9 protein-coding genes and 1 pseudogene are annotated in these 13,001 nt (G+C 71.3%); 6 read left to right on the forward strand and 4 right to left on the reverse strand.

Translation table 11 applies throughout. The features are described from left to right. The first annotated feature begins 123 nt into the window (after positions 1-123). The 3 genes and pseudogenes from OHS59_RS28375 (at position 124) to OHS59_RS28385 (ending at position 2,958) form a co-directional block, all read left to right on the forward strand. Positions 124-741: an SACE_7040 family transcriptional regulator gene (locus OHS59_RS28375; protein WP_328496179.1), complete on the forward strand. Its 618-nt coding sequence runs from the start codon at positions 124-126 to the stop codon at positions 739-741. 128 nt (positions 742-869) lie between these two features. Then, on the forward strand, positions 870-2,027 hold the full coding sequence (locus OHS59_RS28380) for an acyl-CoA dehydrogenase family protein (RefSeq protein ID WP_328499400.1): 1,158 nt from the start codon (positions 870-872) through the stop codon (positions 2,025-2,027). A gap of 46 nt (positions 2,028-2,073) precedes the next feature. Then, positions 2,074-2,958, forward strand: a pseudogene (locus OHS59_RS28385) (acyl-CoA thioesterase). A 4-nt stretch (positions 2,959-2,962) separates the two neighbouring features. On the opposite strand, the gene OHS59_RS28390 reads toward OHS59_RS28385, so the two are convergent. Together OHS59_RS28390 and OHS59_RS28395 are read right to left on the reverse strand one after the other, a co-directional pair. Then, entirely contained in the window at positions 2,963-3,760 is a 798-nt protein-coding gene (locus OHS59_RS28390; RefSeq protein ID WP_328496180.1) for a phosphatase, read from the reverse strand. 442 nt (positions 3,761-4,202) lie between these two features. Next, positions 4,203-5,714, reverse strand: coding sequence for a PucR family transcriptional regulator (locus tag OHS59_RS28395; RefSeq protein ID WP_443061514.1), 1,512 nt, complete (start codon positions 5,712-5,714; stop codon positions 4,203-4,205). Positions 5,715-5,951: 237 nt separating this feature from the next. Here OHS59_RS28395 and OHS59_RS28400 point away from each other — a divergent pair, with 237 nt between their 5' ends. The 3 genes from OHS59_RS28400 (at position 5,952) to OHS59_RS28410 (ending at position 10,228) form a co-directional block, all read left to right on the forward strand. Beyond that, the gene (locus OHS59_RS28400) at positions 5,952-7,469 is read left to right on the forward strand and encodes a sodium:solute symporter (RefSeq protein WP_328496181.1); all 1,518 of its coding nucleotides are present in this window, start codon (positions 5,952-5,954) and stop codon (positions 7,467-7,469) included. A gap of 63 nt (positions 7,470-7,532) precedes the next feature. Continuing rightward, positions 7,533-8,534, forward strand: coding sequence for an agmatinase (gene speB, locus OHS59_RS28405; protein WP_328496182.1), 1,002 nt, complete (start codon positions 7,533-7,535; stop codon positions 8,532-8,534). Further along, complete coding sequence (locus tag OHS59_RS28410; protein WP_328496183.1) at positions 8,531-10,228, forward strand: thiamine pyrophosphate-binding protein; 1,698 nt, start codon at positions 8,531-8,533, stop codon at positions 10,226-10,228. Before speB ends, OHS59_RS28410 begins: the two co-directional genes overlap by 4 nt. Before the next feature lie 85 nt (positions 10,229-10,313). On the opposite strand, the gene OHS59_RS28415 is transcribed toward OHS59_RS28410, so the two are convergent. Beyond that, positions 10,314-11,801, reverse strand: a complete 1,488-nt coding sequence (locus OHS59_RS28415; RefSeq protein WP_328496184.1) for an FG-GAP-like repeat-containing protein — start codon at positions 11,799-11,801, stop codon at positions 10,314-10,316. A 213-nt stretch (positions 11,802-12,014) separates the two neighbouring features. Continuing rightward, positions 12,015-12,818 carry an endonuclease I family protein gene (locus OHS59_RS28420; protein ID WP_328496185.1) on the reverse strand — a complete coding sequence of 268 codons (804 nt, stop codon included), beginning with the start codon at positions 12,816-12,818 and terminating at the stop codon, positions 12,015-12,017. Positions 12,819-13,001: the final 183 nt, after the last annotated feature.

A 13,001-nucleotide genomic window follows, 5' to 3' on the forward strand; every position in this document is an offset into this window, starting at 1 on the left:
GTCACCGGTCACTGAACCAAGTCGGATCGAAATCGTCTGAACGGTCGCCGCCGCAAGTTAATGAGCGTTAACGCGTTTCGTTCAGGTTAACGAGCGCTAACCGTCCTGTCTAGAATTGCCTCCATGGCCACAAGAACCGACGCCCCCACCCGCCGCGAGCAGATCCTCAAGGAAGCCGCCCGGCTCTTCGCCGAACGCGGCTTCCACGGGGTCGGTGTCGACGAGATAGGTGCGGCGGTCGGCATCAGCGGGCCCGGCCTGTACCGCCATTTCGCGGGCAAGGACGCGATGCTCGCCGAGCTGCTGGTGGGGATCAGCGAGCAGCTGCTGACCGGCGGCAAGCGCCGGGTGGCGGAGTCCGACGGGAGCCCCGAAGCGCTCCTCGACTCGCTCATCGAGGGACACATCGACTTCGCGCTGGACGACCGCCCGCTGATCACCCTGCACGACCGTGAGCTGGACCGCCTGCGGGACAGCGACCGCAAACTCGTACGGCAGCTGCAGCGCCAGTACGTCGAGCTGTGGGTGGCGGTCGTGCGCGAGATCCACCCCGCGCTGGCCGAACCGGGGGCCCGCTCTGCCGTGCACTCGGTCTTCGGGCTCCTGAACTCCACCCCGCACCTGGGGCGGCCCGGCGCGCTCCCCGGACGGGCGGGCACGGCGGAACTGTTGCACCGTATGGCGAGGGGCGCCTTCGCGGCGGCCGGTGCGGATGGTGCCGCCGGGCCGGGCCGGGCGTGACGAGCGTCTCGGGCCGCTTGCGGGTCCTGGTCTGGACGATCGTCGTGACCGGCCGGTAACGTAGGCCTGAGCAAGCGCTTAGGTATGCGCTCGGACAGAGAAACTTGAGCCAGGCGGAGGTGGCGGCGGTGCGCCGTACGGTGTTCAGCGAGGATCACGAGGCGTTCCGGGAGACCCTGCGCGCCTTCATCGAGGCCGAGGTCGTACCGGTCTACGACGAGTGGTTCGCGGCAGGCCAGGCGCCCCGCGACTTCTACTACAAGCTCGCCGAGCTGGGTGTCTTCGGCATCCGCGTGGACGAGGAGTTCGGCGGCGCCGGCATAGATTCGTACAAGTTCGAGGCCGTGATGTACGAGGAGACCGCCCGCGCGGGCGTGTCCTTCGGCGGCTCCGGTGTGCACGTGCTGCTGGGCCTGCCCTACATCAAGGCGCTCGCCACCGACGAGCAGAAGAAGCGCTTCCTGCCGAAGTTCGTCTCCGGTGAGGAGATGTGGGCCCTCGCGATGACCGAGCCGGGCACCGGCTCCGACCTCGCGGGCATGAAGACCACCGCGAAGCTCTCCGAGGACGGCACGTACTACGTCCTCAACGGCGCCAAGACGTTCATCACCGGTGGCGTGCACGCCGACCGCGTCATCGTCTGCGCCCGCACCTCCCCGTCCACGGCCGAGGACCGCCGCTTCGGCATCTCCCTCTTCGCCGTCGACACCAAGGCCGAGGGCTACTCGGTGGGCCGCAAGCTCGACAAGCTCGGCCTGAAGACCTCCGACACCGCCGAGCTGGCGTTCGTCGACGTGAAGGTCCCCGTCGAGGACCTCCTCGGCGAGGAGAACAAGGGCTTCTACTACCTCGGCGGCAACCTGCCCTCCGAGCGCTGGGGCATCGCGTTCGGCGCGTACGCCCAGGCCGCGGCGGCCGTCCGCTTCGCCAAGGAGTACGTGCTTGAGCGCACGGTCTTCGGCAAGCCGGTCTCGCACTTCCAGAACACCAAGTTCGAGCTGGCCGCCTGTCAGGCCGAGGTGGACGCCGCCCAGGCGGTCGCCGACCGTGCCCTGGAGGCCCTCGACCAGGGCGAGCTGTCGGCGGCCGAGGCCGCGTCCGCGAAGCTGTTCTGCACCGAGGTCGCGCACCGCGTCATCGACCGCTGCCTCCAGCTGCACGGCGGCTACGGCTTCATGAACGAGTACCCGATCGCCCGCCTGTACGCGGACAACCGCGTCAACCGCATCTACGGCGGCACCAGCGAGATCATGAAGTCGATCATCGCCAAGAACATGGGCCTCTGAGGCCCGGGAAAACCTCCGGGAAACGACTGCACGGTACAACTGACGCATGAGTCAGGCACTTGAGGGCCTGCTCGATCTGCTCGATCTTGAGCGGATCGAGCAGGACATCTTCCGCGGTCAGTCACGCTTCGCCGTCGTCCCGCGCGTCTTCGGCGGGCAGGTCGCGGCGCAGGCACTGGTCGCCGCGGGTCGCACGGTCCCCGCGGACCGGCTCGCCCACTCCCTGCACGCCTACTTCCTGCGCGCCGGGGACGCGGGCGCGCCCATCGTCTACACCGTCGACCGGATCCGCGACGGGCGTTCCTTCACGACCCGCCGGGTGGTCGCCGTCCAGCACGGACAGCCGATCTTCCATCTCTCCGCGTCGTTCCAGACGTACGAGGAGGGCATGGACCACCAGGCCGACATGCCGCCCGCGCCCGACCCGGAGACCCTGCAGACGACCGCGGAGATGCTGCCGTGATACCTGGAGGCGTACGGGGACGAAGGCGTCGCCCAGCGGATGCTGGAAGCCCGCGCCGCGGTCGACCTCCGTTACGTCGACGCGCCGCCGTTCGCCAGCGTGGGGAAGCCGCGGGAACCCCGCTCGCAGGTGTGGTTCCGCACCAACGGCAAGCTCGACGGCGCCATCGACGAGCCGCTGCTGCACGTCTGCCTCGCCACCTACGTCTCCGACATGACGCTCCTGGACTCCGTGCTGCTCGCCCACGGGCGCGGCGGCTGGGTCACCGGGGACGTCGTCGGGGCCTCCCTGGACCACGCGATGTGGTTCCACCGGCCGTTCCGCGCCGACGAATGGCTGCTGTACGACCAGGAGTCGCCGTCCGCGTCCGGCGGGCGGGGCCTTGGGCAGGCCCGTATCTACACACGGGACGGGCGACTGGCGATCACGGTCATCCAGGAGGGCGTGGTCCGCATCCCGCGGGACTAGGCACTCACTCGTTGCCGGTCAGGCCGGCCGCGTCCAGCAGGTAAGCCGTCATCGGGTCGTAGTGGCGGGGGCTCGTGACGTGGTCGTCCATGGGGACGGTCACCTGGACGGTGCCCTCGGACTCGGCGAGGAACAGGGCCGGGTCGTTGCAGTCCGCGTAGCCCACGGAGTCCACGCCCAGCTGGCCCGCGCAGCCCGCCCAGCCGTGGTCCGCGACGACCAGGTCGGGCAGCGGGCGGCCCTCGCCCTCCAGGCCCTTCAGGATCGCCCGCATCGGCTCGCCCGAGTGGGTGTGCCACAGGGTCGCGCCGTGCTCCAGGACCGCGACGTCGGCGAACTGGAAGACGTACCCCTCGTCCGTGGTCAGCCCGTCCGGGATCACCACGATCTCGCAGCCGGCCGCGCGCAGGGCGGCGGCGGTGGCGCGGTGCACGTCGAGGAGCCCACCGGGGTGGCCCGTCGCGAACAGCACGCGCTGTCTGCCGGCGGCGGCCTTGCGGAGGCGGCCCGCCATCCGCTCCAGCGCGTCGACGGTCAGCTCCGGGTCGATGGTGTCCTGGCCGTACCGGTACTCCGGGTCGTCGTTCACGCCGCACCGCTCGGCCATCACCGCGAGGACGTCCTGCTCGTCGGTCCAGCGGTCGCCGAGCTCCAGGCCGAGCCAGTAGTTGCGGTCGCCGTTGGCCAGCTTGCGGTAGTGGGAGAGGTTGTTCTCGCGGGGGGTGGCCACGTTGCCCGCGATACGCGTCTGTACGAGGTGGTCGAGGAGGTCGGCGCGGCTGGGGGTCCCGGGTATCGGCATACCCCCATTCTGCCGGTGCGCTCCGCCGGGTGGCGCCGGGTATCGAACCGTGGGATTTGAGTCACTCGGGGGTTTGGGGGCGGGGTGCGGTTTTTGTCGGCCGAAGGCCGACGGGGTCTTGCCGCGCAGTTCCCCGCGCCCCTATGGGACGGGGCTGCGCCCCGGGCCCGGCGGGTGGGTCGGCCGGCGGCGGGTGGGTGGCTGGTTGCGCAGTTCCCCGCGCCCCTGGGGGGGGGTGGGGGTGGGCCCGGGTGTCGGGTGCGGGCCGTGTGTGGGGCCGTCGCGAAGTTCCCCGCGCCCCTGTCGCGCTTGCGCGCTCGTCCTCAAACGCCGGACGGGCTGAAACGTATTCAGCCCGTCCGGCGTTTGAGGACCGGGGGTTCGGGGGCCGGCCCCCGAGTCAGTGACGGGACGGGTAGGGGCGGCGGGGGCGAGGAAAGGCTTACGCGTGACGTAGGGCGAACCACAGCTCCATGCGGACGTCCGGGTCGTCCAGATCCACGTCCAGGAGGACCCCGCAGCGGGCCACCCGTTGCCGGACCGTGTTGCGGTGGACGGAGAGGGCCACCGCCGTACGGTCCCAACTCCCGTGCAGGGAGAGCCAGGTGCGAAGCGTCTCCGTGAGGGCGGAGTTCCCGGCGACGGGCGCCAGGACCGCCCGGGCGTGCGCCGCCGCCTCGGCCGACGGCACGAGACCGGCCAGCCCCGGCCGCTCACCGTGACGGACCAGATCCGCACGGGTGGCCCGCGCCCGCGACAGCGCACGAGCGGCCTGCGTGTCGGCCACCCCCCACTCACCCGGCACGACGGCCGCGCTCACCCCGCACGTCCACCCGGGCTGGGCGACGGGTTCACGGTGACCGGCGGGGACGAGGACCCGTACGACGTCACCGTGCACGTCGACCAGCGGGGAGCCGAGCGCCGCCCCGAGCGCGGACGCGGCGACGGCGTCGGGCGCGGGCCCGTCCGGCCGCGCGTGCACGACGACCCACAGCTCGCCGGCGTCCAGCAGCGGAGCGACCTCCTCCGGCGCGGCCCCCAGCAGCATGCGTACGAGCGCCGAGGAGCGGGCCGCGCCCGTGCTGCTCTGGTGCTCCCCGGTGAGCAGGGAGAGCAGGACCGCGCCGACGGAGGCGATCGTGTGGTCGCCCGGGTCCCGGCGCGGCGCCGCAACGCCCAGCACGAAGCCCTGCCCGGTGCCGAGGGCGTACGCGGCGAGATGGACGCCGGCCACCGTGTCACTCGCGGAGGACGGAGTGGGTCCGCCGGAGCCGCCGTCGGCGGGCCGCACCACGCCCGCCAGCCCGGCCAGCGCCGCGCCCACCTCCGCTCCCGCCCCGGGGCCCGGCAGCCGCCCCGCCGATGCGACCTCGCCGCCGTCCGGGGCGTACAGCGCGGCGCGTCCGCCCACCCGCTGGGCGAGCTGCCGCAGGACCGAGGGGACCGGGTCCGGGCGGGCCGCGGCGGCGGCCAGGCTCTGCTGGGCCTCCGTGACGCGGCGCAGCTCGGTGTGCCGGGCCTGCGCCATGAGCTGCCAGACCGCCCGGGCCACCCCTGAGAAGGTGGTGCGGGGCGGCACCTCCACGAGCGGCAGCCCGTAGTGGTCGCAGGCCTCGACCAGGGCCCGTGGAACCGTGTCGTGCACCGGCGCCACCCCGAAGCCGAGCGCGGAGCCCCCCGCCTCGACGATTCGGGACACATAGGCGTCGAAGTACGTGCCGGACCCGGCGGCCTCCGGAATGTGCACCCCCGCCGTCAGCAGCAGCTCCCCGCCCAGCAGGTACGGGTACGGGTCCGCCATCTCCGAGGTGTGCGCCCAGTGGATCACCGTGGCCGATTCCCGGGGTCCCGCGATCTGCCGCAGCCCGAGGTCCTCCCGGGCCAGCAGGGCGGCGAGGGGCACCGGCGGGGTGGGCGGGACGGCAGGGGTGGCTGGGGCGACAGCGTCCGGCATGGTGGACGTTTCCTCCATCAGATCCGGTGGCAATGGATGAAACGTACACTTCAGCGTTGCTTTCCGGCCACCTAGTGTCATGGCGACCGAAGGCCGCGGGTACGGGCGGATGTCCCCGCGGACCGCATGTGAAGCAGCCATCGGCGACACCGACCGGCGACACCCATCGGCGACAGCCGTCGGTGATCGGCCGAGCACCCCGCACGACACGCCACCGACAGCGCGAAGGAGGGCCTCATGGCCGTCGACTACACAGTGATCGTCGTCTACCTCGCCGGGATGCTGGCCATGGGCTGGTGGGGCATGCGCCGCGCCAAGTCCAAGAGCGACTTCCTGGTCGCCGGACGGCGGCTCGGCCCGACGATGTACTCCGGCACGATGGCCGCGATCGTCCTCGGCGGCGCGTCCACCATCGGCGGTGTCGGCCTCGGCTACCAGTACGGGCTCTCCGGCGCCTGGATGGTCTTCACCATCGGCCTCGGACTCCTCGCCCTGTCCCTCTTCTTCTCGGCGCGCATCGCCCGGCTGAAGGTCTACACGGTCTCCGAGATGCTCGACCTGCGCTACGGCGGACGGGCCGGAGTGATCTCGGGCCTGGTCATGTGGGCGTACACCCTCATGCTCGCGGTGACGTCGACCATCGCGTACGCCACGATCTTCGACGTCCTCTTCGACATGAACCGCACGATCGCGATCGTCCTCGGCGGCTCGATCGTCGTCGCGTACTCGACGCTCGGCGGCATGTGGTCGATCACCCTCACCGACATGGTGCAGTTCGTCGTGAAGACGATCGGTGTGCTGCTGCTCCTGCTGCCCATCGCCGTCGTCAAGGCCGGCGGGTTCAGCGAGATGAAGGCGCAGCTGCCCACCGAGTACTTCGACCCGCTCGGCATCGGCGGCGAGACGATCTTCACCTATGTGCTGATCTACACGTTCGGCATGCTGATCGGGCAGGACATCTGGCAGCGCGTCTTCACCGCGGGCAGCGACCGCACCGCCAAGTGGGGCGGCACCGTCGCGGGCACCTACTGCCTGGTGTACGCGCTGGCCGGCGCCGTCATCGGCACGGCGGCCAAGGTCCTCTACCCGAAGCTGGCCAGCCCGGACGACGCCTTCGCCACCATCGTGAAGGACGAACTGCCCGTCGGTGTACGGGGACTGGTGCTCGCCGCCGCCCTGGCCGCCGTGATGTCCACGTCCTCCGGCGCCCTCATCGCCTGCGCGACCGTCGCCAACAACGACATCTGGTCGCGGCTGCGCGGAGCCGTGCGCCCCGGGAGCGACGGGGGCGAGGGGAGCGGTGACGGCGGTGCCAAGGACCATGACGAGGTCAGGGGCAACCGCATCTTCATCCTCGTCATGGGGATCGCCGTGATCTGTACGGCCATCGTGCTGAACAACGTCGTCGAGGCCCTGACCGTCGCCTACAACCTGCTCGTCGGCGGCCTCCTCGTGCCCATCCTCGGCGGCCTGCTCTGGAAGCGCGGCACCGCCCAGGGTGCCCTCGCCGCCGTCGCGGTCGGCGGCCTCGCGGTCGTCGGACTGATGGCCACGTACGGAATCCTCGCGAACGAGCCCATCTACTACGGGCTCCTCGCCTCCCTCGCCGTGTACGTGATCGTCTCCCTCGCCACGCCCGCGACCGACGCGGCGGTCCTCGCCGCCTGGCGCGAACGGCTCGCGGGCCGCGGCTCCGGCCCGGCGGCCGACTCCGCGGACGGGACCACATCCGGGACCGTTCCCGCCCACCAGTAAGGTCGGAAGAAGACGTACATACGCGATGAAGCGTGTGAACCGTAGGAAAGAGAGCGCTACCCGATGAACAGCAACGAGACGCCCCGCGGACCCGTCGACTCGTCCCGCATACCGCGGTACGCGGGACCGGCGACCTTCGCCCGGCTGCCCCGCCTCGACGAGGTCGGCACCACCGATGTCGCCGTGGTCGGTGTGCCGTTCGACGCGGGCGTCTCGTACCGGCCCGGGGCCCGCTTCGGCGGGAACGCGATCCGCGAGGCGAGCAGGCTGCTCCGGCCGTACAACCCGGCGCAGGACGCCTCGCCCTTCGCCCTCGCGCAGGTCGCGGACGCCGGTGACATCGCCGCGAACCCGTTCGACATCCACGAGGCCGTGGAGACCATCGAGGGCGCCGCCGACCAGCTGCTCGGCACCGGCGCCCGGCTGATGACCCTCGGCGGCGACCACACCATCGCGCTGCCCCTGCTGCGCGCGGTCGCCCGCAAGCACGGCCCGGTCGCGCTGCTCCACTTCGACGCGCACCTCGACACCTGGGACACGTACTTCGGGGCCGAGTACACGCACGGCACCCCGTTCCGCCGGGCCGTCGAGGAAGGCATCCTCGACACCGAGGCGCTCTCCCACGTCGGCACCCGCGGCCCGCTGTACGGCCGCCAGGACCTCACCGACGACGAGAAGCTGGGCTTCGGCATCGTCACCTCCGCCGACATCTACCGGAGGGGCGCCGACGAGGTCGCCGACCAGCTGCGCCAGCGCATCGGCGACCGCCCGCTGTACATCTCCATCGACATCGACTGCCTCGACCCGGCCCACGCGCCCGGCACCGGCACCCCCGAGGCCGGCGGCATGACCTCCCGCGAACTGCTGGAGATCCTGCGCGGCCTGGCCTCCTGCAACCTGGTCTCCGCCGACGTCGTCGAGGTCGCCCCCGCGTACGATCACGCCGAGATCACCTCCGTCGCCGCGTCCCACACGGCGTACGAGCTGACGACCATCATGTCCCGCCAGATCGCACAGGCCCGCGTCGACGCTGCCCGGGCGCCCGAGGAGGCCGACGCCAAGTGACCCACGACCACGACCTCGTGCTCCGCCCGACCGCCGAGCAGACGAAGGCCGCGCTCGACCCGCCGCCCGGCCGCAACGGCGGAGACCTGGTCGTGGAGACCCTCACCGGTCTCGGCGCGACCACCGTCTTCGGCCTGCCGGGACAGCACGCGCTCGGCATGTTCGACGCGCTGCGCCGCTCCGACCTCGCGTACATCGGCCTGCGGGTCGAGAACAACGCCGGATTCGCGGCGGACGCGTACGGCCGCGTCACCGGCGAGGCGGCCCCGCTGCTGCTGTCGACCGGCCCTGGCGCCCTGACCTCGCTGGCCGCGCTCCAGGAGGCGGCGGCGGCGAGCGCCCCCGTCCTCGCCATCAGCAGCCAGATCCCCACCGCGGGACTCGGCGGCGGCCGGCACGGCTACCTGCACGAACTCCCGGACCAGCAGGCCTCGTTCAGGGGTGTGGTGAAGTCCGTCCACACCGTTCGTACGCAGTCGCAGATCCCCTCCGCGATCGCCGAGGCCTGGGAGTCGGCGCTCACCGCCCCGCACGGGCCGGTGTGGGTGGAGATCCCGCAGGACGTGCTGCTCGCCGAGACGGCCCTGCCCGCCGTCACGGCCGTGGACGCGGCGCCCCACGACCTGCCCCCGCGGCCCGAACTGACCGCCGTGGCCGCCGACCTGCTCGCGAACGCGGCCCGCCCGGTGATCATCGCGGGCGGCGGAGTCGTACGCGCCGACGCGTCGGGCAAACTGAAGCAGCTCGCCGAACGGCTGAACGCGCCCGTCGTCACCACCTTCGGCGGCAAGGGCGCCTTCCCCTGGAACCACCCGCTCTCGCTGCAGTCCTGGCTGGAGGACCGGCACACCACGGACTTCCTGGAGGACGCCGACGTGCTGCTCGTCGTCGGCTCGGGGCTCGGCGAACTCTCCTCGAACTACTACACGTTCAAGCCCCGCGGCCGGGTCGTCCAGATCGAGGCCGACCTCGGCAAGCTGGAGTCCAACCACCCGGCCCTCGGCATCCACGCGGACGCCCGCCTCGCCCTGTCGGCGCTTCTCGAAACGCTGCCGGAGACCGTCCCGGAACGGCAGGACACGACCGCCGCCGAGCGCGTACGGGCCGTGCTCGACCTCGTCCAAGAGCGGATCGACGGCCAGGAACTCACCCTGGAACAGCAGGTGCTGGCGGCCGTCCGGGAAGCCCTGCCGGACCGGTCGGCCAGCTTCTGGGACATGACGATCCTCGCCTACTGGGCCTGGTCCGCCTTCGACGCCCGGCGCCCCAACACCATGCACTCCGCGCAGGGTTCGGGCGGCCTCGGCTACGCCTTCCCGGCGGCCATCGGCGGCGCGGTCGCCGACCCCACCCACCCGGTCCTCGCGGTCTCCGGCGACGGCGGCGCGCTCTACTCCATCGCCGAACTGGCCACCGCCAGGCAGCACGACCTCGACGTGACCTGGCTCATCGTCGACGACGGCGGCTACGGCATCCTGCGCGAGTACATGACGGACGCCTTCGGCGAGGCCACCGCCACGGAACTGTCCCGGCCGGACTACGTGGCGCTCGCGGAGTCCTTCGGCGTGCCCGGCGTACGGACCACGGCGGACACCCTCGCCGCCGACCTCGCCAAGGCCCTCGCCACGCCCGGCCCTTCGGTGGTCGTGCTGCCGGCCCTGCTGCGGATGTTCGCGCCGACGCACCTGGACTGAACCGACTCCGACCTGGAGATCTGGCCCGGACATGAGGGTGGGGCGGCACCTGGCCGCCCCACCCTCATGTCCGTGGACCCATTGCTCAGCGCAGGTACGCGCCGAAGTGGGCGACCGTGGCGGGGGCGCCGAGGGTGCCCGCGCCGAACGCGAACGACGAGGTGGCGGTGAGGCCGCTCGCCGTGCCGTTCAGGATCCAGACCGCGCCGTTCTGCTCGTTCTCGGCGGTGGAACCGGCCGCGAGGTCGCGGTGGCCGTCACCGTTGAGGTCGAGCAGGGCGGTGGTCACACCGAACTCGTCGCTGTTCTCGGCGACTCCGGGGACACCGGCGGTGTTCTGGTGGAAGACCTGCGTCCCGGCGCCCGTGGCACCGGAGGCGCTGCCGGGGACGAGGGCGACCGAGCCCGTGTCGTAGATGTCGCCGACGTCCTCGCCCGGGATGCCGAGCGCGATGTCGGCGAAGCCGTCACCGTTGACGTCCCCGACCGAGACCGACCCGCCGATCTCGTCCTCTTCCTCCTCGGCACCGGGGAACCCGGGCGAGTCCTGGTTGAAGGTCTGGACGCGGTCCTCGGACAGGCCGGTGGCCGAACCGAGGGCGACCTTGACCTTGCCGCTGCCCCAGTCGTTGCCGACCACGACGTCGTCGAAGCCGTCCTTGTTGACGTCCCCGACGCCGGTGCCGGTCCTGTTGCCGGCGGCCTCACCGGGGACCCAGCCGCTCTTGAAGCCGGTGCTGCCGCCGCCGAGGAGCAGGCGGTTGCCGTAGACGCCGTCGCCCTTGTACTCCCAGACGACGATGTCGTCCTTGCCGTCACCGTTGACGTCACCGGTCTCGGCGGAGGTGTAGGGACCGCTGATGGAGTCGGCGTCCTCCTCGCAGCCGCCGTTGGTGGCGCAGGAGGCGTCGTCGGCGTCGTAGCCCCACCACAGGGACTTGTCCAGGACGGGCAGGACGGCGGCGGGCGTGCCGGTCCGCGAGATCGGGCCCTTCCACACGGCGGCGGCGCTGCTGGGGGCCTCGTCGCCGAAGGAGGTCACCTGCTCGAACAGCGCGAGGTCCGTCTTGCCGTCGCCGTCGAAGTCACCGGTGGTGGGGGTCTGGCCGTATCCGGGTATCGCCGTGCCGCCGGTGAGTCCGGAGGTGGAGCCCCACAGGACGACGGAGCCGGCCTTGCCGCCCGAGATGACCAGGTCGGTGAAGCCGTCGCCGTCCAGGTCGCCCTTGGAGAAGTTGGCCCCGAAGTACTGGCTCGCGGTGGCGGAGCCGGGAACGCCGCTGGTGGAGCGGCTGATGAGCTTCTTGTTGGAGGCGGAGACGCCACTGGCGGAGCCGTACGTGACGGCCACGTAGCCCGCCTTGGCCTTGCTCGAAATCGTGGCGTTCGGGGCGCCCACGACCAGGTCGGCGTAGCCGTCGCCGTTGAAGTCGTCCTGCGCGTCCGCGGACCCGGTGGCCGCCTGCGCCGAGGCCCCGGTGAGGGCCATGGCGCCGAATCCCCCGGCGAGCAGCACCGCGGCTGCCAGGGGTGCGGTGAGCGCGGTACGAGTTCTGCGGTGTGCTCGGGACATACGTGAGCCTTTCGAGTCGGTCGTCTGTCATCGGATTCCGCTTCTGCGTGCGGAACGCCGCGTTCACAGAGTTCGACTCGATCGGGGCGCCCCCGGTTGTGCGCCCCAATGTCATGGATTCGTAACCGAGGAGACAGGTGTGGCGCTGAACTCCCCTTTGGTGACTGGGGGTTCAGCGCCACTCACTGTCGGTCCAGTGCTGCCCGTGCGGGCCTACCAGATCGCCTCGACCCACTCCGGGTGGTCGATGAACGGGTTCCGGTTGTGCTGGTAGTTGCTGTAGATCAGTTCGTTGCGGCGGGTCTCGGAGGTGCTGGGCGGGTCCTCGTCGTTCCACTGCTTCAGCACCGAGAGACGGCCGTGGTACGGGACGCTGCCGTTGGTGACGGCGTCGTTGGGCTCCAGGTCGGGCCAGGAGTCGTCGCCCTCGTAACGGACGGCCATGTAGAGGATCATCCGGGCCACGTCGCCCTTGACGGCGTCGCGCGGCTCGAAGGAGTTCGAGTCGGTGAGGCTGCCGCCGCTGTTGGTGAAGCTGCTGCCGCCGTTGTCGAAGTCCTTGTTGCCGCGGATGCTGTTGACCTGGACGTCCTCGGGCCGCAGGTGGTGCAGGTCGGTGCCGGGGCCCGCGGAGGTGCCGAAGTCGCCGTGGGACTGGGCCCAGGTGTGCTCGCGGTTCCAGTTGCCGGTGCTGCCGCCGTTGAGCGTCTTGCTGCGGGAGATGCCGGAGTAGAGCAGGACCACGTTGCTGCTGTTGTTCGGGTCCTGGTCGGTGACCTTGAGCGCCTCCCAGACGGCGGAGTACGAGATCTTCGTCTGGCTGCTGATGATCGTGTGCAGCGAGCCCTTCAGGGCCGTGCCGGTCTTGCCGATCGCGTTGGCGTAGTACGTGTCGTCGTACGCGGTGGTGGTGGCCGCGGCGGGGGTCGCGGCGACCGTCGGGAGGGTGAGGCCGACGAGGACGGCGGAAACGCCGGCCGCCAGCACCTTCCACTTGCCTGCGTGCGTTACGGACATGGGGGTGCCCTTTCCCGAGAACGGCACGCGCCGGGACGCGGGGCCCGGAGCAACGAGCCCGCGTTCTACGCGTGTTGACACTTCGGTCAATCGGGAGAGTGGCATGGACATGAGGTCTGTCTGGTGACGATGAGGAGTCGGTTGTGTGACGTTCTCGCATACGACGCAACCCCCGGCCGTTTC

Origin of the sequence: Streptomyces sp. NBC_00414 (assembly GCF_036038375.1) — a bacterium.
Taxonomy (GTDB): Bacteria; Actinomycetota; Actinomycetes; order Streptomycetales; family Streptomycetaceae; genus Streptomyces.